A 21,963-nucleotide genomic window follows, 5' to 3' on the forward strand; every position below is an offset into this window, starting at 1 on the left:
GCAGAACGGGGGGCGCCCATTGCTCTTCCCGATGCCTTGCTTAATTCTCTCACAGGCGATAAGGAGGACCCGTGAAATATATCGCTATCAGCCAACCGGGTGGCCCTGAGGTTTTACAGATCCGCGAAGGTGAGATCCCCACTATCGGGGAGCATGAGGTGCTCATCGAGGTGAAAGCGGCGGGCGTCAACCGGCCGGATATTCTGCAGCGCCAGGGTCTGTATCCCATGCCTGAGGGGGTTACCCCCGTGCCCGGCCTCGAGGTGGCGGGCGTGGTCGTGAAGGTTGGTGCGCAGGTCGCGGCCTTTGCCACCGGGGATCGCGTCTGCGCGCTGACCAACGGCGGCGGGTATGCCGAATACTGCGCCGTCCCGGCAGGCCAGACGCTGCCGATCCCGGCTGGCCTCAGCTTTAGCGAAGCGGCCGCCATTCCGGAAACCTTCTTCACGGTGTGGGCGAACGTTTTCCAGCTCGGTAAGCTGCAGCCCGGCGAGAGCATTCTGATCCACGGCGGCGCCAGCGGGATTGGCACCACCGCGATCCTGTTGTGTCACGCGCTGGGGATGACCGTCTATGCCACCGTCGGCCAGGACGAAAAAATTGCCGCGCTGCGGCCCTACGCCACGGCGATCAACTACAAAACCGAAGATTTCGCTGAGAAAATTCATCAGCTGACCAACGATGAAGGGGTGGATGTCATTCTGGATATCGTGGGCGGCCCTTACTTTAACCGCAACCTGGGGCTGCTGAAAAAGGACGGGCGGCTGGTCATCATCGGCTTTATGGGCGGGCGAATGGCCCATGAGGTCGACATTCAGACCCTGATGCTCAAGCGGGCCACCGTCACCGGCTCCACCATGCGCGGCCGGACGGCGGCGGAGAAACAGGAGATTGCCGAGGCGCTGCGGCGCCACGTCTGGCCGCTGCTTGAGGCTGGGAAATGCAAGCCGATGATCTACGCCAGCTACCCGATGGCGGAAATTGCCGAGGCGCATGCCTGTCTGGACAGTGGTCAGCATCTGGGGAAAGTGGTGATCACGATGACATCGTGAGAGACATCCCGGCGGGCAGCCGCCGGGATGGCGTGAGGGGAGGTTAAATCACGCCCTGGGCCAGCATGGCGTCCGCCACCTTGACGAAACCAGCGATATTGGCGCCGCGCACGTAGTTGGTCTGCTTCGCTTCACCGCCGTACTGCACGCAGGCGTGGTGGATATCCAGCATGATGTGATGCAGACGGGCATCCACTTTTTCCGCTTTCCAGCCCATGCGCGCGGCGTTCTGCGCCATCTCCAGACCGGACGTCGCCACGCCGCCGGCGTTGGCCGCTTTGCCCGGGGCAAACAGCACGCCAGCTTCAAGGAACAGATCGGTCGCGGCGATGGTGGTTGGCATGTTGGCGCCTTCCGCCACGGCCTTCACGCCGTTGGCAATCAGCTGGCGAGCGGCGTCGGCATCCAGTTCGTTCTGGGTGGCGCAAGGCAGAGCGATATCCACCGGCACTGACCACGGCTGCTGGCCTTCGAGATAGGTGAGGCCAAATTCGCGGGCGTAGTCGGCCACCCGGCCGTGGGCACGCTCTTTGATGTCGATCAGGCGGGCCAGTTTTTCTTTGGTGAAGCCCGCTTCGTCAACGACGGTGCCGTTGGAGTCGGAGGCGGTGACCACCCGCGCGCCAAGCTCCATCGCTTTCTCAATGGCGTATTGCGCGACGTTGCCGGAGCCGGAAACCGCCACGCGAGCGCCTTCGAAGCCGAGGCCGTGACGTTTGAGCATCGCTTCGGTGAAGTAGATCAGGCCGTAACCGGTGGCTTCCGGACGGATCAGGCTGCCGCCGAATGAGAGGCCTTTACCGGTGAAGACGCAGGCGCTGTTGTTGGAGAGCTTACGCATCATTCCGGCCATAAAGCCGACCTCGCGGCCGCCGACGCCGATATCGCCCGCCGGTACGTCGGTATCCGGGCCCAGATGGCGATAAAGCTCGGTCATCAGCGCCTGGCAGAAGCGCATCACTTCGCCATCGCTCTTGCCTTTAGGATCGAAATCGCTGCCGCCTTTCCCGCCGCCCATCGGCAGCGTGGTCAGGGCGTTTTTGAAGGTCTGCTCGAAGCCAAGGAATTTGAGAATCGACAGGTTTACCGACGGGTGGAAGCGCATTCCGCCCTTATACGGGCCGATGGCCGAGTTGAACTGCACGCGCCACGCGCGGTTGACCTGGACCTGATTGCGGTCGTCCACCCACACCACGCGGAACTGGATCACGCGCTCCGGTTCCACCAGACGTTCCAGCAAAGCAAGCTGACGATAGCGCGGATTTTCCTCAAGGAAAGGCCACAGGGTGGTCATGACCTCCCGGACGGCTTGAGCAAATTCGGTTTGATGAGGATCGCGCTGTTGAACGCGGGTGAGAAAGCCTTCCAGAGTGCACGTCTGATCCATAGATATAAGTTCCCCTTATGGTTGTGGTTGCATGTATTTATTATGATTCGGTCCTTGAAAAAACCGATTTTCCGACTATAACACCGCTAATCCTTAGGCAAGCAAGGAAAAATTAAGCCGTCAGCAAAATTTATAATTGCCCGCCCGTCATAACTAAAAACGATGACGAGGCGGCGAGCGGATCAGCGGAGGGAAAGGGACGGGCGCTGGGCGATAAAGGCGTGCAGGAGGGGGATATCGGCCGGGGCGAGATCGAGGGTTAAGGCGTCGGCAGGAAGGCACCAGCGCAGCTGGCTGTGATAGTGGGCCAGCGGCACGCCCTGAAAATCCGGCACCCACCAGGCGTGCAGATGGATCTGACGACCGGAGACTTCCCGCTGATGGCTGGCGATATAGCATGCCGGGTGGGCGATGATGCCCATTTCCTCCTGCAGTTCCCGGGTCAGCGCCTGCGGTTGGCTTTCACCTGGCTCCACTTTGCCGCCGGCGAACTCCCACATTCCCGGCTGGTCGGCGTGGGGCGGGCGCTGCGCCAGCAGAATTTTGCCATCCTGTTCAATAATGGCGGCGACAACTTCAATCATTTTTAGCATAAGCATCAACGTTAATAAGGCCAAACTGGCCTATTATCACCGCCATAGACCTTCACTGACAACCGCCAACTCTGCTGGAGATCCTCGTGCTTGATAGCCACCTGCATCCTCGCCTCAAACCCCTCCTTAACGCTGTCGCCGGCGCGCTTGACCGCCCGGGTATTTCACCAGACAGGCTGACGCTGCTCGGTTTTGCCATCGGCGTGCTGGCTCTGCCATTTCTGGCATTAGGGTGGTATGGCGCGGCGCTGGCGGCCATTCTTCTCAACCGCCTGCTGGACGGCCTGGACGGCGCCCTGGCGCGGCGGCGCGGGCTGAGCGACGCCGGCGGTTTTCTCGATATCTCACTGGATTTTCTCTTCTATGCCCTGGTGCCGTTCGGTTTTATCCTGGCGGATCCGCAGAATAACGCCCTGGCGGGCGGCTGGCTGCTGTTTGCCTTTATCGGCACCGGCAGCAGCTTTCTCGCCTTTGCCGCGCTGGCGGCAAAGCACCAGATCGCCAATCCCGGCTATGCCCATAAATCGCTGCACTACCTCGGGGGGCTGACGGAGGGGACGGAAACCATCCTGCTGTTTGTCCTCAGCTGCCTGTTTCCGGCACATTTTGCCTGGCTGGCGTGGCTGTTTGGCGCGCTATGCTGGCTGACGACGGCGACGCGTATCGCCAGCGGCTACGAGACCTTAAAGCGGGTGGCGTGAGCGGGAAAGCGCGCGTCGCCGGCTGGGGACGCGCGCTGGTGGGGTGTGTTACTGACTGCTTTCCGGGCCGCGCTCGCCGCGGGCGACCGGATTGTGCGGGTTGCTGCTCCATTCGTACCAGCCGCCGTCATAGACAGCGACGTGCGGCCAGCCCATGGCCCGGGCATACATGAAGGTTTCCGAGGCCCGCCAGCCGGTCCCGCAATAGAACGCCACCTGCTGGTTCGGCAGGATGTTCCACTGGCGCCACAGGGCAGCGATATCGTCGGCGCTGCGCATGGTGCCGTCCGGGTTATGGAAGTCTTCCATGTGCGTGGAGTCGCTTCCGGCATGGCCCCAGCGGGCGCCGGCGATGTCGCCCTTCGGTTTGATATAGCTGTAGCCGCTGGTTGTGCCGATAAACTCCGGCCACGAGCGGACACTGACCAGCGAGGCGTCCTGACGGTGGAGCAGGCCGCGGGCCTGCTCGGTATCCAGCATCAGCTGCGGCTGGCCGGGGATCGGCGCGCCAAAATCTGGCGCCGGCTGCGGCGTCGGCGGCATGCCGCGCTCCACCGGCAGACCGGCGTCGGACCAGGTCTGCCAGCCGCCGTCCAGCAGGCGCACGTCTTTGACGCCGGCGTACAGCATGATCTGCGCCACACGCGCCGCGGCGTAAACGTCGCGACCGTAGAGGATCACCGTGGTGTCATGGCGGATGCCGTGCTTCGCCAGCATCGCCTTCAGCTGCGCATCGGACACTTTATTCCACAGCGGTTCGCTCTCCACCTCATTGGTATCGATATAGCCCGCGCCCGGGATATGGCTCAGCAGATAGAGCTTCGGCGCCCCCCAGGCGGCCTCAAATACTTTCCAGTCGCCGGCCGGGGCGGCGGCCACGCTTTTCCCTTGCTGCAGGTCGTGCAGCCATTGCGGATAAACCAGCTGTTCAAAGTGCGGCAGCTTTTGCAGACGGTCTCCCTGGCTCAGGGCGTCGCTCAGGGTGTTGAGCCGGGTGAAGCCCGCTTGTTTCAGTCGCGCCGCGACGCTGGCGTTATCCTCAGGACTGCCGTACAGCGCAAGGGGGGTATCGGCCTGGAGCTGGTGCTGCTTAGCCCAGCCGCGGAGCTGCTCGTCGCTCATGGCGCCGAGCCAGCGGGCGGAAAGATTCAGCGCCTGCGGCTCATGCCCTTCCGGGCCGTTGGCGCGCTGCGGCCAGCCGTTGTAATAAGCGCTCAGGCGGGTGTCGATGGCCACGCCGTGCTGCTGTTGCAGGTGGGAAAGAGTGAGCGCTGGCATGGTTTCAGCGGCGAAGGTGGTGGAAGCAGCAAGCCCCATGAACAGGGCGAGTGCGGTCAATTGAGAAACACGTTTCATCGAAATGCCCGACGGTAAAAAGTGGAGGGCGTATTCTCCGCTTGCCAGGCGTTGATTTCTTTGCGGTAACGCAGGTTTGCACGCTATTGCTCTTCATTGCCAGCGCTCCATCGTCAGGCAGCGCCCCGTCGGCGGACAGTCCTCGCGATCGTGGGTCACCAGGATCGCCGGAATGGCCTGGCGGGCCAGTTCCTCAAATACCCAGCGGCGGAACGCGGCGCGCAGGGCGGCATCCAGGCGGCTGAAGGGTTCATCCAGCAGCAGCGCCTCGGGGCGCGCCAGCAGGGCGCGCAGCAGACTCACCCGCGCCCGCTGTCCGCCGGAGAGCGTGGCCGGGTCGCGCGCGGCGAAGCCATGCAGCCCGGCGCGACTGAGCGCCTGCTCCACCGCGGCTTTTCGCGCCTCGCCGCGCACGCTTTCCGGTAGCGCCAGCTGTAAATTTTGCCCGACGCTGAAATGGTCGAACAGCAACGGGTCCTGAAACAGGATGCCGATGCGCCGGCGCTCCGTGGGCAGCGTATCGCACCGCCGCCCGTTGAGCCACAGCTCGCCCTCGGCGCGGAAGTCGCCGGCCAGGGCGCCAATCATCCACGCAAACAGCGTCGATTTTCCGCTGCCGGAAGGGCCCATCAGCGTCAGCACTTCACCCGGGGCCACCGAAAAGTCGACCTCCCGCAGCAGCGGCTGACGGTTCACGCTCAGGGTCAGATGGTTTACGGTTAGCACTAGCGAAGTCCTCGTCGATAGCGGCCTGCCAGCCAGGCCAGCAGGGCCGTCAGGATAAAGCATACCGCCGGCAGCAGTAATTGCCACAGCGCCTGGGCGGCAAGCGTCTGCGCCTCGCCGCCGCTGCTGAGCGCCACCGCCTGGCTGGTGAGCGTCGGGATACGGCCTGCCCCCAGCCATAGCGTTGGCAGATACTGCGCGATGCTCACCGAGAAGCCCACCGCCAGGGCGGTCAGCAGTGGGCGGGTCAGCGAGGGCAGAGTCAACAGCCAGAAAATACGCGTGGGTCCCCAGCCGAGCGTGCGGGCGATCACCGTCATCCGCGGATCGTGCTGGCGCCAGGCCGGGCGCAAAATAAATAGCATCCACGGCACCACCCACAGCAGATGGCCCCACAGGACGGTCCACCATTCGCCGTCTAGCCAGGCGTACAGCGCCAGCCGGTACTGGCCATCGGCCAGCGGCAGGGCCGGCAGCACCAGCGGCAGCCAGACCCAGCCATCTCCCCGCTTCGGGCCGCAGGCCAGCCACAGCAGGCAGACGGCCGCGCCGAGGGCGCAAGCCATCAGCGCGAGGCCAAGGCTGTTGCCCAGGGCATCCATCTGCGGCGGCGCCGAGCGCGCCAGCCCCGCCAGCAATAGCGCGCACAGCAGGCCGCTCAGCGGCAGGGCACTCGCCAGCAGGCGGCCGGGCAGGGCGTGGGGATGGGGATGCCGAATGCCGCGCAGATCGGGCAGACGCCGACGCTGTAGCCGCCATCCGCCCCAGGCGACCAGCGCCAGCCCGCCGAGGATCGCCAGCAGCAGCAGGCTGGCCAGCGCCCCTTTCGCCTGCTGCATGTCATCGCCCTGGCTTAACCACTGCCACGCCAGAACGGCGAGGGTGGGTGGATTGCCGGGCCCCAGCACCAGGGCGACGTCTACCGTCGACAGGCTCCAGGCCGCGGCGGCCAGCAGCACCATGCCGAGGGCAGGCAGCAGCGCAGGCAGCACCAGCCAGCGCAGGCACTGCCAGCGGCCGTAACCGAGGCTCTTTAGCGCTGTCGCCTGGTCGGCGAGGCGCGCCTCGCCCAGCAGGCCGTAGATCACCCATAGCACAAAGGCGCTCTCTTTAAGGGCCATCGTCAGGCCAAGCCCGATGCCGTACCGGTCGACCGGCGGCGTCAAAAACGGCAGTCGCTGCCAGATCCAGCCGCCTTCGGCGAACAGCAGCAGCGCCGCCGTCGCCAGGGCAAGATGGGGCACCGCCAGCAGCAAAGGCAGGCGGGAAGCCAGCCGCCGCCAGCGGGCCGAAGGCCAGAAAGCGGCGACGATGGTCAGGGCGATCAGTAGCGCACCGCCGACGGACAGCAGCGTGGAAACAAGGGTGGCGGCCAGCGCCTGGCCCAGCTGCGGGTCGGCGAACAGCGCCCGCCAGTGGACCGGGGAGAGCGCCGGCCACATCAGCCCTGCAGCGGCGGGGAATAAGGGCAGATAGATGGCCGCCATCGTCCCCCAGGCCAGCAGGATCAGTGGGTACCGTAGCGGCGCAGCCATTCCTGCTCCAGCGCGTCAACCCACGCCGCATGTGGCTCGGCAAGCACCGGCGGCAGATCCTGCGGCAGGGTGGCCGCCAGCGCCTGACGCTGTTTGTCAGGCAGACGCTGCGGGTCCAGTACGCTTGGATCGCCCCAGACGGCGGCATCCGCCTTGCGCAATTGCGCCTCAGGGGAAAGCAGGAAATTGGCGACCACTTTGGCCGCGGCGACGGCGCGTGCGTTGGCCGGGATGGTAACGAAATGGACGTTGCCGAGGGTCCCTCCGGTAAAGCCGAAGCTGTAGCTGTCCGCCGGTAACTCCCCGCTGACGGCCTTCTGGCGGGCATGGAGCGGGTTAAACGTCAGCGACAGGCGGAGGGTGCCCTGGTTGAACATGGCGTCCATCCGCGCCGGCGACGCCGGGAAATCCTTACCCGCCCGCCACAGCGTCGGGTGCAGCGCATCGAGATAGCGCCACAGCGGGGCGGTGACCGCCGAGAAGGTCGCCGTCTCCGGCGGCTGGCGCAGGGCGGCAGGCTGGTCGGTGAGGGCGATCAGCAGCTGCTCCAGCAGGGCGGTACCCGTAAAGTCCGGCGGCCGCGGGTAGGTCACGCTGCCGGGATGGGCTCTGGCGAAGGCCAGCAGCGCCTGCGGGCTGACGGGGGGCTGCGGGGTTTGTTCGCGGCGGGCGATAAACGTCAGCTGGGCGCTGCCCCACGGCGACTCGGCGCCCTCGGTGGCGACAGAAAAATCTTCCTGAACCGGCTTTTGCAGATCGACATAGCGCCAGTTGGGCAGCGATTCGGCCCAGCCGGTGAGCAGCAGGTTGGCCTGTTTTAGGGTGTGAAAGTTCTCGCCGTTGATCCACAGGAGATCCACCGACCCGCCGCGGCGACGGCCGGCCTGCGCCTCAGTCTGGATGCGTTTCACCGCGTCGGCGGCATCGGCGATAGGGACAATACGCAGGTCGATCGCGTAGTGGCGTTTGACCTCCTCGCTGACCCACGCCAGATAGCGGTTGACGGCCGGGTCTCCACCCCAGGCGTTAAACCAGACGGTCTGGCCGCGGGCTTCCGTCTGGGTCTGCCGCCAGCTGTCGTCGGCTTGAACCACCAGCGGCCAGAGAAGCAGCAGGCACAGACAGAGGCTGAAATCACGCAAACGGCGCATCGTTACTCCTTATGGTGCGGGGAAGAACCAGGTATCTTGCACAGCCCCTGGGCCGGGATCGCCATCGCGGCATTGAACCGCGCCGATAAATTTTGCAGGCCAATCAGGGCGGTCAGCTCGGTGAGCGCCCGGGCGTCAAAATGCGCGGCCATCGCGCTACGCAGGGCATCATCCACCTCCGGCGGCGTCTGGGTGGCGGCTTCGGCATAGGCCAGCGCCAGACGCTCTTTTTCGCTGAACAGCTTACTGCTGCGCCAGTCGGCGACCGCCAGCAGCTTGTCCTGGCTCCCGCTCCGCGCCGCGAGGGTCATGCTGGTGATATCGATGCAGAATTCGCAGTGGCACAGCTGGGCGATGCGGGCGCTGACCAGCGAGCGCAGCACCGGATCCAACGGCGAGCGGCGGCGTTCAATATAGCCCACGAACAGCGAAACCAGGTAAAACAGCCACGGGATACGTCCCCACCAGCGAATGGGGCTCAGCACCTGGCCGTAATGCCGGCGGTGCAGCCAGGCCTGCGGACGAAGGATCAGGGGGACAGTATCCAGCGGGGGTAAGCTCATGGCGACGATCTCTTATGACGTTCACGGTAAATATTTTTGGCGATGGAGATGACCACCGCCAGGGCCAAAAGCAGCGAAAGGCCGGTGGCCAGCCAGAAGGCGCCTCCGGTCAGCAGGCTCCCGGCCCAGGAATAGACGATGGTCGCCGGCAGCTGGCCCACGCCGGTGGCCAGCATAAAGGGCCAGAAGCGCAGCGAGGTCAGTCCGGCGGCATAGCTGACCGGATCAAAAGGGACAAACGGCAGCAGGCGGCAGACCAGGATCGTCTGCGCGCCATAGCGGGCGAAATAGCCGTCGACGCTGCGCAGCACCGTGCGGCCGGTGAGCTTCTCCACCATCTCGCGCCCCAGCGCTCTGGCGATGCAAAAGCAGAGCCCGGCCCCGACCATGGCGCTGAACCACGACAGCGTGCCTCCCCAGAAGGCGCCGAACAGCGCGGCGTTCGCCAGGGTGATCAGGAAGGCCGGCAGCGGGGCGACGATCGCCTGGAGGATCATTAGCGCAAAAGAGACCAGCGCCGCCTGCGTCCCCCAGGCGGCGATAAAGTCTTTGACATACTGGGGATCCAGCGACGCTAACGCCGTCAGGCTGTGTTGCAGAAAGGCTCGCCCGTCTGGGAACCACAGCCAGGAGGTCAGCCCGGCGACAGCCACCACGGCAAGGGCCAGCCTGGCGCGGCGCAGGTGACGGCGATCAGGTCGGGTCATGGCGCACCTCCTCGCCGGGCGTTGCCACACGGCGGGCGCGGGCAAACCGTTTGCCCATCTGCACCAGGGCAAACAGCAGCCCGCCGGCGAGGCTCAACTTGAGCGCGAAAGCGAGGGTCGCTCCTTCGCGGGCCAGTTCGCTGGCCATCACCGAATAGATGACCAGGCCCGGCAGGGTGGTCACGGCGGAGATCAGAGTAAAAGGCCAGAAGGGGATCGCCGTCAGGCCGTAGGCGTAATTCTGAATGTTGTAGGGGAAGAGTGGCACCAGGCGGGTGAGGATCAGGAAATCGCTGCCGCTGCGGGCGATACCGCGCTCAATGGCCTGGAAGACGGCGGTATGGCCCACATAGCGCTGCAGCAGATCGCGCCCCAGCCAGCGGGCGATCAAAAACGACAACGAAGAGGCGACGGTGGCGGCGGCAAACGAGAGCAGAGAGCCGGTCAGCGGGCCGAAAAGCACCCCGCCGGCGATCACCAGCAGGCTGCCGGGGATCAGGCACAGGGTGGCAATGATAAATAGCGCAACATAGACCAGATAGCCCCAGGCGCCATGATGGCGGAGGGTCTCCTGCAGCAGATGCAGGTGAGTCAGCAGATCGTGAAGACCAACGCGGTGGCTGATAACGGCCAGCGTGGCCGCCAGCGCGAGAAGTACCAGCCCTTTACCAATGGCCGGATGATGGCTTCTTTTTCATGAAGGGGTCTCCTGTACAGCCTGGACGCGGTGGACGTCAAAAAGTGCGCGCGACAGTATCCTGTTCCGACGACGGTCACAATGGTTTACCGTCGCTTTGTTGATTTTGCTCAGGAAATTCTGCCCCCCGCGCGGCGGGAGGCGAGAGAAGGACGTGACTTACGGCCGGAAGGTGGCCCACACCGGCGCGTGGTCGGATGGTTTTTCCATCCCGCGGATCTCATAATCGATCCCGGTCTCCACGCAGCGCTGGGCCAGAGGCTGACTGGCCAGCAGCAGGTCGATGCGCAGCCCACGGTTATCGTCAAAGCCTTTGGAGCGGTAATCAAACCACGAGAAGTGCTCATGATTGTCAGGGTTAGCCTGACGCCAGGTATCTACCAGGCCCCAGCCCAGCAGGCGATCCATCCATTCCCGTTCTTCCGGCAGGAAGGAACATTTGCCGGTGCGCAGCCAGCGTTTGCGGTTCTCTTCACCGATACCGATGTCGAGATCGGTAGGGCTGATGTTCATATCGCCCATGATCAGTACCGGATTCTCTTTGTTGAGCTCGCTCTCCAGGTAGTTCTGCAGATTCTGATAGAACGCCGCTTTGGCCGGGAATTTGGTCTCATGATCGCGGCTTTCACCCTGCGGGAAATAACCGTTAATCACCGTGACGTTACCGAAGGGCGACGGGATCTCCGCCATGATGATGCGGCGCTGAGCCTCTTCGCCATCGTTAGGGAAACCGCGGCGGACGGCAATCGGCGTCTCTTTGGTCAGCAGCGCGACGCCATAATGGCCTTTCTGGCCGTGATAAAAGACGTTATAGCCGAGTCTGGCGACCTCTTCGAGAGGGAACATGTCGTCGTGAACTTTGGTTTCCTGCAGGCCAATCACGTCCGGCTGGTGTTTTTCGACGATGGCGGCCAGTTGGTGTGGGCGGGCGCGCAGGCCGTTGATATTAAAAGAGACGAATTTCATAGTCGCTGCCACTGTGCAAGGTGAATAGTGCAGGGATGGTAGCAGAAATTCGCCAGGCTGGCTGCCATCCGATGCGTCATTCTGCCAATCGCTGCGCATGATCGTGCCGTGGGTGCCCCTTTTGCGGGCACGCCGCGCCAAAAAAGGGCAAATATCTACGATAAATTTCGCATAAGATCACAATTACAGAATTATATCTTACCGTTGCATAACTTATCTTCTTTAATCACTGTTCATCCCCCTTTATCGGATAGTTATTCACTAAATATGCATTTTATATGAATAGCGTTAGGTTGTAACTCGTTGATATTGCGTTATCTCATCCGGTTTATGCATTTTTATCGCTGGCTGGCACGAACCGTGCAATCTACATTTACAGCGTAATAACTCATATTTATTAACATTATTGCTACTTTTAATTTACCGGAAGAGGTCGATATGTCTCAGTCAATTACGCGTAACCACTTTGATGAATGGATGATGCCGGTCTACGCGCCAGCGGCGTTTATTCCGGTGCGGGGCGCCGGGTCGCGGCTGTGGGATCAGCAGGGCAAAGAGTATATCGATTTTGCCGGCGGCATCGCCGTGAACGCGCTGGGGCATGCGCATCCGCGTCTGGTGCAGGCCCTCACCGAGCAGGCGGGCAAGTTCTGGCATACCGGCAACGGCTATACGAATGAGCCGATCCTGCGGCTGGCCAAAATGCTTATTGATGCCACTTTCGCCGATCGGGTCTTCTTCTGTAACTCCGGGGCCGAGGCTAATGAGGCGGCGCTCAAGCTGGCGCGTAAATATGCCCACGATCGCTTTGGCAGCGAGAAAAGCGGCATCGTCGCCTTCCAGAACGCTTTCCACGGGCGGACGCTGTTCACCGTTTCGGCGGGCGGTCAGCCGGCCTACTCCCGGGATTTTGCTCCGCTGCCGCCGCAGATCCAGCATGCGGTGTTTAACGATCTCGAGTCGGCAAAGGCCTTAATCAATGACCAAACCTGCGCGGTGATCGTCGAGCCGGTGCAGGGTGAAGGGGGCGTGGTGCCGGCCAGCGTCGAGTTTTTACGCGGCCTGCGTCAGCTTTGCGACCAGCACAACGCCCTCCTGATTTTCGATGAAGTGCAGACTGGGGTCGGGCGCACCGGCGAGCTGTACGCCTATATGCATTACGGCGTGACGCCCGATGTGCTGACTACCGCCAAAGCGCTGGGCGGCGGCTTCCCCATCGGCGCGCTGCTGGCCACCGAGGCCTGCGCCAGCGTGATGACCGTCGGCACCCACGGCACCACCTACGGCGGCAACCCGCTGGCGGGGGCGGTGGCCGGCGAGCTGCTGTCGATCGTCAACACTCCGGAAGTGCTCTCCGGCGTCAGACAGCGCCATCAGTGGTTTTGCGAACGTCTGCAGGCGATCAACGCCCGCTATGGCCTGTTCAAGGAGATCCGCGGCCTGGGGCTGTTGCTCGGTTGCGTGCTGAACGACGCCTGGGCCGGGAAGGCGAAAGCCCTCAGCAACCTGGCGGCGGAAGAGGGGGTGATGATCTTGATCGCCGGCGCCAACGTGGTGCGTTTCGCTCCGGCGCTGAACGTCAGTGAAGAAGAGGTGAACAGCGGTCTGGATCGCGTCGAGCGGGCCTGCGCGCGTTTCCTGGCGGGAGTCTCATCATGATGGTTATTCGACCGGTGGAGCCGGGCGATCTGCCCGGGCTGCTGAAGCTGGCAGCGGAGACCGGCGGCGGGCTGACCTCGCTGCCGGTGGATGAAGCGACCCTGGCGGCGCGGATCGCCCGCTCGCAGCAAACCTGGCGCGGCGAGCTGCCGAAAAGCGAGCAGGGCTATGTCTTTGTGCTGGAGGAGAGCGAGAGCGGCACGGTGGTGGGCATCTGCGCGATAGAGGTGGCGGTGGGCCTGAACGATCCCTGGTACAACTACCGGGTCGGCACTCAGGTCCATGCCTCGAAGGAGCTTAACGTCTACCAGGCGCTGCCGACGCTGTTTCTCAGCAACGACCACACCGGCAGCAGTGAGCTGTGCACCCTGTTCCTCGACCCGCAGTGGCGCAAAGAGGGCAATGGCTATCTGCTGTCGAAATCGCGCTTCTTATTTATGGCCGCTTTTCGCGAGCGCTTCAATGAGAAGGTGGTCGCCGAGATGCGCGGGGTGATTGACGAGCACGGCTATTCCCCGTTCTGGGAGAGCCTGGGCAAACGCTTTTTCGCCATGGAGTTTTCCCGCGCCGACTACCTGTGCGGCACCGGACAAAAGGCTTTCATTGCCGCCCTGATGCCCAAGCATCCGCTGTATATCGATTTCCTCACCCCCGAGGCGCAGGCGGTGATCGGCAAGGTCCATCCGCAGACCGCCCCGGCCCGGACGGTGCTGGAGAAAGAGGGATTCCGCTACCTGAACTACATCGATATTTTCGACGGAGGCCCGACCCTGGAGTGCGACATCGACCGGGTGCGGGCGATCCGCAAAAGCCGTCTGGTGACCACCGAGGCCGGCGAAACGCCACCCGGCGACTGGCCGTTGTGCCTCGTGGCGAACGAACAGTATCACCAGTTCCGCGCCCTGCTGGTGCGTGCCGACCCGGATGGCGACACCCTGACCCTCAGCGCCCGCGAGCTGGATATGCTGAAGTGTCATGCTGGCGACCAGGTGCGCATGGTGCGCTTGATCCCTGAGGAGAAAACCGCATGAGTCTGTGGATTAACGGCGAATGGCGGCCCGGCGATGGGCCGCGCTTCAGCAAACAGGATCCGGTCAACCTGAAGATTGTCTGGCAGGGCGAGGCGGCGGATGCCGGGCAGGTTGCCGAGGCGGTCGCGGCTGCCCGCCAGGCGTTCCCGGCCTGGGCGCGGCTGCCGTTTGCCGACCGCCAGGCCATCGTCGAAAAGTTTGCCAGTCTGCTGGAGGCCAGCAAGGCGGAGCTGACGGCGATTATCGGCGCCGAGACCGGAAAGCCGCGCTGGGAGGCGGCCGGGGAAGTGACGGCGATGATCAACAAGGTGGCGATCTCGGTGAAGGCGTATCACACCCGCACTGGTGAACAGCACAGCGATCTGCCCGATGGCGCCGCGACGCTGCGTCACCGGCCGCATGGCGTGCTGGCGGTCTTTGGTCCCTATAACTTTCCCGGCCATCTGCCGAACGGGCATATCGTGCCGGCGTTGCTGGCGGGCAATACTGTGGTATTTAAACCCAGCGAATTAACCCCGCACAGCGGCGAAGCGGTGGTGAAGCTGTGGGAGCAAGCTGGCCTGCCCGCCGGCGTGCTCAACCTGCTGCAGGGCGGTCGGGAAACCGGCGAGGCGCTCAGCGGCCAGGCGGACATCGATGGGCTGCTGTTTACCGGCAGCTCGACCACCGGTTTTCATCTGCATCGCCAGCTGGCCGGGCAGCCGCAAAAGATCCTCGCGCTGGAGATGGGCGGCAATAATCCGCTGATCGTTGACGACCCACGGGACGTCGATGCCGCGGTGCATCTGACCATCCAGTCCGCCTTTATTACCGCCGGCCAGCGCTGCACCTGCGCCCGACGTCTGCTGGTCCGGCGCGGAGAGGCGGGGGATGCCTTCCTCTCCAGGCTGGTGACGGTCAGCCAACGGCTGATCCCCGCGGCGTGGGACGCCGAGCCGCAGCCGTTTCTCGGCGGGCTTATCTCTGAACAGGCCGCGCAGAAAGTGCATCAGGCCTGGCTGCAGCGGGTCGCTGCTGGCGCGGTCACCCTGCTGGAGCCGCGGTTATTGCAGGCCGGGACGTCGCTGCTGACGCCGGGGATTGTCAACATGAGCGACATGACCCAGGTCGAGGATGAAGAGGTGTTCGGCCCGCTGCTTGGCGTCTGGCGCTACGATACTTTCGAAGAGGCGATTGCCCTGGCCAACGCCACCCGCTTCGGCCTCTCCTGCGGGTTAATCTCCCCGGAACGAGAGAAGTTCGATCGGCTGCTGCTTGAGGCACGGGCCGGGATAGTCAACTGGAACAAACCCCTGACCGGGGCGGCGAGTACCGCGCCGTTCGGCGGCACCGGAGCCTCAGGCAATCATCGCCCCGGGGCCTGGTATGCCGCAGATTATTGCGCCTGGCCGATGGCCAGTCTCGAATCGCCGACCCTGACGCTGCCCGCCAGTCTCAATCCGGGGCTCGACTTCCGGGCCGGGGAGGCGTTATGACCGCCCGCGAAGTCAACTTTGATGGTCTGCCCGGACTGACCCATCACTACGCAGGGCTCTCCTTTGGCAATGAGGCCTCCACCCGGCACCGCTATCGGGTGTCGAACCCGCAGCTGGCGGCGAAACAGGGGCTGAAAAAAATGAAAGCCCTTGCCGACGCCGGCTATCCGCAGGCGGTGATCCCCCCTCAGGAACGACCCAACGTGCCGCTCCTGCGTCAGCTGGGCTTTAGCGGCAGCGATGAGCAGGTGGTGGCCCGTGCGGCCCAGCAGGATCCGGATCTGTTGTCGGCGGTGAGTTCGGCCTCGGCGATGTGGGTGGCGAACGCCGCGACCGTCTGTCCCTCCGCCGATTCGCTGGATGGCCTGGTGCACCTGACGGTGGCGAATCTGCAGGATAAATTCCACCGCGCCAGTGAAGCCCCCACCACCGGGGCGCTGCTGCAGGCGATATTCCCGGACCGCACGCGATTTGCCATCCACCCGGCGCTGCCTGCCTCTGCCTGGTTTGGCGACGAAGGGGGGGCGAACCATAACCGTCTCGGCGGCGAATATGGCGCCCCCGGCGTCCAGCTATTTGTCTATGGCCGCCGTCGGGGAAGCGAGGAGGCGCCACGTCGCTATCCGGCGCGGCAAACCCTTGAGGCAAGCCAGGCGGTGGCGCGCCTCAATCAGGTCAATCCCCGCCAGCTCATCTTCGCCCGCCAGCATCCGGAGGCGATCGACAAGGGGGTTTTTCATAACGACGTCATCGCGGTGAGCAACCGTCAGGTCCTGTTCTGCCATGAGCAGGCCTTTGCCGACCAGGACGCGGTTTTGCAGCAGCTTGCGCAGCAGGTGCCGGGCTTTACCCCGTTGGTGGTTCCCGCCAGCCGGGTCACGGTGGAAGAGGCGGTTGCTACCTATCTGTTCAACAGTCAGCTGTTGAGCCGGGCGGACGGCAGCATGGCGCTGATCCTGCCCCAGGAAGCCCAGGCGCATCCGGGCGTGTGGAACTATCTTAATGAGCTGCTGGCCGCAGATAACCCCATCGCCGCGCTGCAGGTGTTTGATCTGCGCGAGAGTATGGCCAACGGCGGCGGTCCGGCGTGCCTGCGCCTGCGGGTGGTGTTGACGGCCGAGGAGTATCAGGCGGTCAATCCGCACGTCCTGATGAACGATACGCTGTTTGCCACCCTCAATGACTGGGTGGATCGCTACTATCGCGACCGCCTCACCCAGGCCGACCTCGCCGACCCACAGCTGCTGCGGGAAGGGCGCGATGCGCTGGATCGGTTGACCCAGATCCTGCAGCTCGGTTCGGTTTATCCATTTCAGCAATAAGGGGGCGCGGTGGAACACTTTCTGGCATTAACCCTGGCGGGGCGATTGCCCCATCACTTTCACGGCGAGACGGCCCATTTCCGCTGGCACTGGCTCGGCGAGGGGATCCTCGAGCTGACGCCGCATGCGCGCTGCGAGCGCGGGCTGGTGCTTTCCTGCGCCATCCATGGCAACGAAACGGCGCCGGTGGAGATTGTCGACCGGCTGGTGCAGCGGCTGGTCCGGGAGGCTCTCCCCCTGCGCTGGCGGCTGCTGGTGATCGTCGGTAACCCGCCGGCGCTGCGGGCGAATAAACGCTATCTGCACAGCGATATGAACCGGATGTTTGGCGAGCGCTGGCGGCAGTTCCCGGCCAGCGAGGAGACGCAGCGGGCGCAGCGGCTGGAGCAGGCGGTGGCCCGTTTCTATCGCGACCATGATGGTCCGCGCTGGCACCTCGATCTGCATACCGCGATCCGCGGGTCGCTGCATCCGCGCTTCGGCGTGCTCCCGGCCCGCGATACGCCCTGGGAGGAGGATTTTCTTCACTGGTTGGGCGGCGCCGGGCTGGAGGCGCTGGTATTTCATCGCCAGCCGGGCGGGACCTTCACCCATTTCAGCTGCGAACGGTTCGCGGCGCTGGCCTGCACTCTTGAACTGGGTAAAGCGCTGCCGTTGGGGGAAAACGATCTAACGCAGTTTGCCGCCGCCGAGGGGGCGATCTCCCGGTTGCTGGTGGGGGATCTGGCCATTGCCGACACCCCGGCGCCGCTGCGCTACCGGGTGGTGCAGCAGATCACCCGCCATAGCGATGATTTCCGCTTGCATATGGCGGAACAGACGCTGAACTTCACCCCCTTCGCCCCAGGCACGCTGCTGGCGGAGGAGGGGGAGACGCGGTATGTGGTGGGGGCAGAGCCGGAGTATGTTCTGTTTCCCAATCCGGCGGTGGCCAGGGGGCTGCGCGCTGGCCTGATGCTGGAAAAATTATCCTGAGGGCAAGCCGTCCGCCGGGCGGCCTGCTTTATTTCGCGCGTGGTTATTCATCTTCTTATTTTTTCGTGCGCCAGTGTAAATTTGCAGATTATTCCTGGTAAAATGCTTTGTTTTTAATCGTCGCTCCTTTATACTCTCCATAATTCCTGTGCAAAACAGCAAGTTATTTATTTTTTATTGCAATTCTTCGTTCAAATTCCTTATTTCCTCCATAATTGGTGAGAAACTGTTTTTTACACTTTCATTGTTTTACTCTTGCTCTGACTAATTGACGATAAACGTCGTAAAGTTAATCTCGTCAACACGGCAACGCGCCGTAAGAATAACGTAAAGTAAGGATTGAATGATGAAGAAACTCACTGCACTGTTTGTTGCCTCTACTCTGGCTCTGGGCGCGGCTAACCTGGCACACGCCGCCGATACCACCACCGCGCCGAGCGACAGCAAGCCGATGATGATGCATCATAAAGGCGGCCCGGGTCAGCATGACATGATGTTTAAAGGGCTGAACCTGACCGATGCGCAGAAGCAGCAGATCCGCGAGATCATGAAGAGCCAGCGCGAAAACATGAAGCGTCCGTCCCTTGACGAACGCCGCGCGATGCACGAGCTGATCGCCAGCGATACCTTCGACAAGGCGAAAGCGGAAGCGCAGATCGATAAGATGGAAGCGCAGCATAAAGCGATGGCGCTGTCCCGCCTGGAAACGCAGAACAAGATCTACAACATTCTGACCCCAGACCAGAAAAAACAGTTCAATGCCAATTTTGAGAAGCATCTGACAGAACGCAACGCGCCGGCAGGTAAAATGCCTGCACCCGCTGAATAATGTAGCGCACTGAATCAAGACCGCCGGTCTTGCCCAATAATGCCATCAGGCGTTGGGCAGGGCCGGCGGTTTTTTCTTTCTGGTCTTTCAGCCAAGCGGATGCAACGGGTAGTTGCCGCTGAGCAGAGGCTTACAGAGGATTTTGTAACCATCCTGGTCGAATCCGGCGGGCAGGCGGGTCAGCGCAGCGGCCTCATTGAGCGAGTCGACGGCTCCCAGCCACAGCCAGTTATGAATGACATGATACTGCGTCATATCCGGGCCGCGCTCCTCCAGCGCCACCGGTCCTGCCCACGGCCAGCACACCAGCTGCAGCTTGCTCATCTGCGCCAGCAGACGCTGACGGTGCGCCTCCACGCTCTCCTTTCCACAGCAGGCGCCGGCGCAGCGGCCCAGTGCGGATCGAAAGCAGGCGCGGCCGCGGCTGAGCGGCTCCAGACCGAGCAGGCCGTAACAGAGGCGCTGTTCGTCAGCAAGGCTCTGCAGCATCTGCAGCGCCGCCCGCCGGTTGGCGAACAGACCATAGAGATGCTGCTGGTGCGAGAAATCAACCTCGCGGGCATAGACAATCTGCGGCCGGTCGTCCGCAAGCAGCCAGGCGCAGAGTTGCTTGTTACGCCGTAGCCGCTTGTTAAACAGCGGCTGCTGCTCTTTAATCAACCGCGCCTCCAGCAGCAGCGCTCCCAGCTCGCCAGCGGTGCGCTGCCAGGTGATACGCCGGGACTGACGCAGCATCGCCGCCTCTTCAGGGGTGCGCAGGTGGGAGAGCACCCGGCTGCGGAGGTTGACGCTCTTGCCGATATAGAGCGGCATCGTGTCGCTATCGCCGTGAAACTGATAGACGCCCGGCAGCTTCGGCAGTGTCTCCAGCCACGGGCGAAGGTGTTCGGGATATTCATAGATCGCCGCCGCCTCAAACTCCAGACGCGGGGCAGATTGCTTTCTGGCCACAATAACTCCTGATACTGTCTATCTATCCAGTATAGCAGGCGGTTTTTGCGGCGAAAAGCGCAAAAAACAACCCCGGCGCGGGCCGGGGCGGGGGAGGGACTATTTTTTCCAGAAATCGTCAAAGACAGTGATCGGTGGCCGACGCTTGTGTTCGGTTTTCAGATACCAGCCTTCGATCGTTTTGGCGATGCTGGGGTCCAGCGTTTTGCCTTCCAGATAGTCGTCGATATTCTCATAGGTCACCCCCAGCGCCACTTCATCCGGCAGGGAGGGGCGATCGTCTTCCAGATCGGCGGTCGGTAACTTCTTATACAGATGTTCCGGGCAGCCGAGATGGGCCAGCAGCTGTTTGCCCTGACGTTTGTTCAGGCGGAAGATCGGGTTGATGTCGGTGCCGCCGTCGCCATATTTGGTGAAGAAGCCGGTAATCGCCTCCGCTGCATGGTCGGTGCCGACTACCACCCCTTGGGTCATCCCGGCGATGCTGTACTGGGCTTTCATGCGCTCACGGGCTTTTTCGTTGCCGCGAACGAAGTCGCTCAGTTCGATCCCCGCTTCGCGCAGCGCCTGTTCGCTTGCCAGTACCGAGGCTTTGATATTCACCGTCAACACCCGGTCAGGCTGAATAAAGGCGATGGCATCCTGGCAGTCCTGCTCATCCGCCTGCACGCCGTAGGGTAAACGGACGGCGATAAACTGCAGGCTGCTGTCGCCCGTTTCGGCGCGCAGTTCATTGATCGCCATCTGGCACAGTTTCCCCGTCAGGGTCGAGTCCTGGCCGCCGCTGATACCCAGCACCAGCGATTTAATAAAAGGGTAAGTCTGCAGATAGGATTTCAGGAAATCGACGCTGCGACGGATCTCGTCTGCGGCATCAATCTGCGGCTTCGCGCCCAGCGCCTGAATAATCTCTTGTTGTAGCGTCATCGCGCCCTCCGAAAGTGAATCTGTTTGGCAACCTGTTGGCTTAAAGCTACCTCTTTGCCGCTGAAACGACAAGGACCGGGGTTTTGACTGCCGGAAAAGAAGGCAATCAATGACATAGGATTTCATTATAGATGCCACCGCGCAAGAGAAAGCGCCGGTCGGCAGCGGAGCGTCAATCCTGTTTACGTAATAACACACTCAGACATGATTTCGCTGTTCGGCTTGAAAAATAACACTATTTATTCCAGGCTTATCGTTACACAGTGGAAGAGAGGAACCAAAATGAACAAAAGCTTAGCAGGAATACTGGGCGTCACCGTCGCGTTAACCTTACTCGCGGGCTGTACCGCTTACGATCGTACCAAAGACCAGTTTACCCAGCCGGTGGTGAAAGATGTGAAGAAAGGGATGTCGCGTCAGCAGGTGATGCAGATCGCAGGCAAACCTTCAACGGAAGTGACGATGGTCCATGCCCGCGGCACCTGCCAGACCTATATCCTCGGTCAACGAGATGGTAAAGTGGAGACCTACTTTGTGGCCCTCGACGAAACGGGGCACGTGATGAACTCCGGCTACCAGACCTGCGCCGAGTATGATACGGATCCGCGCAACGCTAAGTAAGCGCCCTACTGTTGACTGAGTTGTACGTAAGCCCGACCACTGGTCGGGCTTTTTTGTGAGTCCTGATGCTTATTTAATTGCGCGAATTATTTGGGTGAAAATGTGAGGGTAGTCAAAACCGGAGGTCAATGAGAGACAATTCTGTTCAACAGGGAATTATCACGACGGCTCAGCTTGCCGTATACTCAACCCATAAACAGAATTAACCGGATGTTACCAGTCTTACCGGCTCTCAGCGGTTACTGAAGGCCCTGGTCTCACACATTGAGGAAGCGTTCATGGAAAAGAAACACATTTATCTGTTCTGCTCGGCAGGCATGTCCACGTCACTGCTGGTCTCCAAAATGCGGGCGCAGGCGGAAAAATACGAAGTCCCGGTCATTATTGAAGCCTATCCTGAAACTCTCGCGGGTGAAAAGGGACCGGAAGCCGACGTTGTATTATTAGGGCCACAAATTGCGTATATGTTACCGGAAATTCAGCGCCTGCTGCCGAATAAACCGGTAGAAGTCATCGATTCTCTTCTGTATGGCAAGGTGGATGGTTTAGGAGTATTGAAAGCCGCCGTCGCGGCCATTAAGAAAGCTGCAGCACAATAATTTTAAATTTTAAAACTCGATGTATTTTGACGCCTGGCGGCATTCTGTTGCCGGACGTCAAAAAATAAAGAGTTTATTTTCCCGTCAAAGAGTAATTTCATACATCATCGCCGTAATAGTTTATTGCGGCTTTTAAGGGT

General features: G+C 62.1%; 24 protein-coding genes. 12 read left to right on the forward strand and 12 right to left on the reverse strand.

The genetic code is table 11. From position 1 onward, the window contains the following. The first annotated feature begins 71 nt into the window (after positions 1–71). Positions 72–1,052, forward strand: a complete 981-nt coding sequence (locus GQR96_RS09835) for an NAD(P)H-quinone oxidoreductase (protein WP_065904702.1) — start codon at positions 72–74, stop codon at positions 1,050–1,052. 43 nt (positions 1,053–1,095) lie between these two features. Here GQR96_RS09835 and gdhA read toward each other — a convergent pair whose 3' ends face one another. Together gdhA and GQR96_RS09845 are read right to left on the reverse strand one after the other, a co-directional pair. After that, positions 1,096–2,439: an NADP-specific glutamate dehydrogenase gene (gene gdhA, locus GQR96_RS09840; protein ID WP_004203797.1), complete on the reverse strand. Its 1,344-nt coding sequence runs from the start codon at positions 2,437–2,439 to the stop codon at positions 1,096–1,098. Between the two features lie 182 nt (positions 2,440–2,621). Next, on the reverse strand, positions 2,622–3,032 hold the full coding sequence (locus tag GQR96_RS09845; protein WP_057216769.1) for a pyrimidine (deoxy)nucleoside triphosphate diphosphatase: 411 nt from the start codon (positions 3,030–3,032) through the stop codon (positions 2,622–2,624). A gap of 86 nt (positions 3,033–3,118) precedes the next feature. On the opposite strand from GQR96_RS09845, the gene GQR96_RS09850 reads away from it, so the two are divergent. Next, positions 3,119–3,733: a CDP-alcohol phosphatidyltransferase family protein gene (locus tag GQR96_RS09850; protein ID WP_032455852.1), complete on the forward strand. Its 615-nt coding sequence runs from the start codon at positions 3,119–3,121 to the stop codon at positions 3,731–3,733. Between the two features lie 48 nt (positions 3,734–3,781). On the opposite strand, the gene GQR96_RS09855 is transcribed toward GQR96_RS09850, so the two are convergent. The 7 genes from GQR96_RS09855 to GQR96_RS09885 form a co-directional block, all read right to left on the reverse strand. Next, positions 3,782–5,089 (reverse strand): sulfurtransferase, encoded by a 1,308-nt coding sequence (locus GQR96_RS09855; RefSeq protein WP_065904700.1) that lies wholly within the window; start codon positions 5,087–5,089, stop codon positions 3,782–3,784. Positions 5,090–5,182: 93 nt separating this feature from the next. Then, positions 5,183–5,815 carry an ATP-binding cassette domain-containing protein gene (locus GQR96_RS09860; protein WP_004203804.1) on the reverse strand — a complete coding sequence of 211 codons (633 nt, stop codon included), beginning with the start codon at positions 5,813–5,815 and terminating at the stop codon, positions 5,183–5,185. Beyond that, positions 5,815–7,350, reverse strand: a complete 1,536-nt coding sequence (locus tag GQR96_RS09865) for an ABC transporter permease subunit (RefSeq protein ID WP_065904699.1) — start codon at positions 7,348–7,350, stop codon at positions 5,815–5,817. The genes GQR96_RS09860 and GQR96_RS09865 overlap by 1 nt, the downstream gene beginning before the upstream one ends. Next, entirely contained in the window at positions 7,323–8,501 is a 1,179-nt protein-coding gene (locus GQR96_RS09870) for an ABC transporter substrate-binding protein (RefSeq protein WP_065904697.1), read from the reverse strand. Before GQR96_RS09870 ends, GQR96_RS09865 begins: the two co-directional genes overlap by 28 nt. 2 nt (positions 8,502–8,503) lie before the next feature. Beyond that, entirely contained in the window at positions 8,504–9,064 is a 561-nt protein-coding gene (locus GQR96_RS09875) for a carboxymuconolactone decarboxylase family protein (RefSeq protein WP_043521274.1), read from the reverse strand. Further along, the gene (locus GQR96_RS09880; RefSeq protein WP_064150260.1) at positions 9,061–9,771 is read right to left on the reverse strand and encodes a TVP38/TMEM64 family protein; all 711 of its coding nucleotides are present in this window, start codon (positions 9,769–9,771) and stop codon (positions 9,061–9,063) included. Before GQR96_RS09880 ends, GQR96_RS09875 begins: the two co-directional genes overlap by 4 nt. Next, positions 9,758–10,396, reverse strand: coding sequence for a TVP38/TMEM64 family protein (locus GQR96_RS09885; RefSeq protein ID WP_224052166.1), 639 nt, complete (start codon positions 10,394–10,396; stop codon positions 9,758–9,760). Before GQR96_RS09885 ends, GQR96_RS09880 begins: the two co-directional genes overlap by 14 nt. Between GQR96_RS09885 and GQR96_RS09890 the strand changes: the two genes are divergently transcribed. After that, on the forward strand, positions 10,325–10,471 hold the full coding sequence (locus GQR96_RS09890) for a hypothetical protein (RefSeq protein WP_227665813.1): 147 nt from the start codon (positions 10,325–10,327) through the stop codon (positions 10,469–10,471). The two genes, GQR96_RS09885 and GQR96_RS09890, sit on opposite strands and share 72 nt — an antisense overlap. 156 nt (positions 10,472–10,627) lie before the next feature. On the opposite strand, the gene xthA is transcribed toward GQR96_RS09890, so the two are convergent. Further along, on the reverse strand, positions 10,628–11,434 hold the full coding sequence (gene xthA / locus GQR96_RS09895) for an exodeoxyribonuclease III (protein ID WP_004203811.1): 807 nt from the start codon (positions 11,432–11,434) through the stop codon (positions 10,628–10,630). A 438-nt stretch (positions 11,435–11,872) separates the two neighbouring features. Between xthA and GQR96_RS09900 the strand changes: the two genes are divergently transcribed. The 6 genes from GQR96_RS09900 (at position 11,873) to spy (ending at position 18,725) form a co-directional block, all read left to right on the forward strand. Beyond that, positions 11,873–13,093 (forward strand): succinylornithine/acetylornithine transaminase, encoded by a 1,221-nt coding sequence (locus GQR96_RS09900; protein ID WP_004203812.1) that lies wholly within the window; start codon positions 11,873–11,875, stop codon positions 13,091–13,093. After that, complete coding sequence (gene astA, locus GQR96_RS09905; RefSeq protein ID WP_032437637.1) at positions 13,090–14,124, forward strand: arginine N-succinyltransferase; 1,035 nt, start codon at positions 13,090–13,092, stop codon at positions 14,122–14,124. The genes GQR96_RS09900 and astA overlap by 4 nt, the downstream gene beginning before the upstream one ends. Beyond that, a complete protein-coding gene (astD, locus tag GQR96_RS09910; RefSeq protein WP_060657053.1) occupies positions 14,121–15,599 on the forward strand; it encodes a succinylglutamate-semialdehyde dehydrogenase in 1,479 nt (492 codons plus the stop codon). Before astA ends, astD begins: the two co-directional genes overlap by 4 nt. Continuing rightward, positions 15,596–16,921 (forward strand): N-succinylarginine dihydrolase, encoded by a 1,326-nt coding sequence (astB, locus tag GQR96_RS09915; RefSeq protein WP_069134918.1) that lies wholly within the window; start codon positions 15,596–15,598, stop codon positions 16,919–16,921. Before astD ends, astB begins: the two co-directional genes overlap by 4 nt. A gap of 9 nt (positions 16,922–16,930) precedes the next feature. Then, positions 16,931–17,896 (forward strand): succinylglutamate desuccinylase, encoded by a 966-nt coding sequence (gene astE / locus GQR96_RS09920; RefSeq protein WP_069134916.1) that lies wholly within the window; start codon positions 16,931–16,933, stop codon positions 17,894–17,896. A gap of 343 nt (positions 17,897–18,239) precedes the next feature. Next, positions 18,240–18,725 (forward strand): ATP-independent periplasmic protein-refolding chaperone Spy, encoded by a 486-nt coding sequence (gene spy, locus GQR96_RS09925; RefSeq protein ID WP_074186524.1) that lies wholly within the window; start codon positions 18,240–18,242, stop codon positions 18,723–18,725. Positions 18,726–18,812: 87 nt separating this feature from the next. Here the strand turns inward: spy and cho are convergent, their stop codons facing one another. Continuing rightward, a complete protein-coding gene (cho, locus tag GQR96_RS09930) occupies positions 18,813–19,676 on the reverse strand; it encodes an excinuclease Cho (protein ID WP_017898663.1) in 864 nt (287 codons plus the stop codon). Between the two features lie 99 nt (positions 19,677–19,775). Then, entirely contained in the window at positions 19,776–20,603 is an 828-nt protein-coding gene (nadE, locus tag GQR96_RS09935; protein ID WP_004203821.1) for an ammonia-dependent NAD(+) synthetase, read from the reverse strand. A gap of 282 nt (positions 20,604–20,885) precedes the next feature. Between nadE and osmE the strand changes: the two genes are divergently transcribed. The 3 genes from osmE (at position 20,886) to GQR96_RS09950 (ending at position 21,959) form a co-directional block, all read left to right on the forward strand. Beyond that, positions 20,886–21,224 carry an osmotically-inducible lipoprotein OsmE gene (gene osmE, locus GQR96_RS09940; RefSeq protein WP_004203822.1) on the forward strand — a complete coding sequence of 113 codons (339 nt, stop codon included), beginning with the start codon at positions 20,886–20,888 and terminating at the stop codon, positions 21,222–21,224. Between the two features lie 278 nt (positions 21,225–21,502). Continuing rightward, on the forward strand, positions 21,503–21,823 hold the full coding sequence (gene chbB, locus GQR96_RS09945; protein ID WP_002901547.1) for a PTS N,N'-diacetylchitobiose transporter subunit IIB: 321 nt from the start codon (positions 21,503–21,505) through the stop codon (positions 21,821–21,823). A 19-nt stretch (positions 21,824–21,842) separates the two neighbouring features. Further along, positions 21,843–21,959: a hypothetical protein gene (locus GQR96_RS09950; protein WP_032425961.1), complete on the forward strand. Its 117-nt coding sequence runs from the start codon at positions 21,843–21,845 to the stop codon at positions 21,957–21,959. Positions 21,960–21,963: the final 4 nt, after the last annotated feature.

This window comes from Klebsiella sp. PCX (genome assembly GCF_021869705.1).
Lineage (GTDB): Bacteria > Pseudomonadota > Gammaproteobacteria > Enterobacterales > Enterobacteriaceae > Klebsiella > Klebsiella quasipneumoniae.

Excerpts from the sequence above, each read along its gene's own strand:
- gdhA (WP_004203797.1), bottom strand. The coding sequence starts at position 2,439 with ATGGATCAGACGTGCACTCTGGAAGGCTTTCTCACCCGCGTTCAACAG.
- GQR96_RS09845 (WP_057216769.1), bottom strand. The coding sequence starts at position 3,032 with ATGCTAAAAATGATTGAAGTTGTCGCCGCCATTATTGAACAGGATGGC.
- GQR96_RS09855 (WP_065904700.1), bottom strand. The coding sequence starts at position 5,089 with ATGAAACGTGTTTCTCAATTGACCGCACTCGCCCTGTTCATGGGGCTT.
- GQR96_RS09865 (WP_065904699.1), bottom strand. The coding sequence starts at position 7,350 with ATGGCTGCGCCGCTACGGTACCCACTGATCCTGCTGGCCTGGGGGACG.
- GQR96_RS09870 (WP_065904697.1), bottom strand. The coding sequence starts at position 8,501 with ATGCGCCGTTTGCGTGATTTCAGCCTCTGTCTGTGCCTGCTGCTTCTC.
- GQR96_RS09875 (WP_043521274.1), bottom strand. The coding sequence starts at position 9,064 with ATGAGCTTACCCCCGCTGGATACTGTCCCCCTGATCCTTCGTCCGCAG.
- GQR96_RS09880 (WP_064150260.1), bottom strand. The coding sequence starts at position 9,771 with ATGACCCGACCTGATCGCCGTCACCTGCGCCGCGCCAGGCTGGCCCTT.
- GQR96_RS09890 (WP_227665813.1), top strand. The coding sequence starts at position 10,325 with ATGATGGCGGAGGGTCTCCTGCAGCAGATGCAGGTGAGTCAGCAGATC.
- xthA (WP_004203811.1), bottom strand. The coding sequence starts at position 11,434 with ATGAAATTCGTCTCTTTTAATATCAACGGCCTGCGCGCCCGCCCACAC.
- GQR96_RS09900 (WP_004203812.1), top strand. The coding sequence starts at position 11,873 with ATGTCTCAGTCAATTACGCGTAACCACTTTGATGAATGGATGATGCCG.
- astA (WP_032437637.1), top strand. The coding sequence starts at position 13,090 with ATGATGGTTATTCGACCGGTGGAGCCGGGCGATCTGCCCGGGCTGCTG.
- astD (WP_060657053.1), top strand. The coding sequence starts at position 14,121 with ATGAGTCTGTGGATTAACGGCGAATGGCGGCCCGGCGATGGGCCGCGC.
- astB (WP_069134918.1), top strand. The coding sequence starts at position 15,596 with ATGACCGCCCGCGAAGTCAACTTTGATGGTCTGCCCGGACTGACCCAT.
- spy (WP_074186524.1), top strand. The coding sequence starts at position 18,240 with ATGATGAAGAAACTCACTGCACTGTTTGTTGCCTCTACTCTGGCTCTG.
- nadE (WP_004203821.1), bottom strand. The coding sequence starts at position 20,603 with ATGACGCTACAACAAGAGATTATTCAGGCGCTGGGCGCGAAGCCGCAG.
- osmE (WP_004203822.1), top strand. The coding sequence starts at position 20,886 with ATGAACAAAAGCTTAGCAGGAATACTGGGCGTCACCGTCGCGTTAACC.
- chbB (WP_002901547.1), top strand. The coding sequence starts at position 21,503 with ATGGAAAAGAAACACATTTATCTGTTCTGCTCGGCAGGCATGTCCACG.
- GQR96_RS09950 (WP_032425961.1), top strand. The coding sequence starts at position 21,843 with ATGTATTTTGACGCCTGGCGGCATTCTGTTGCCGGACGTCAAAAAATA.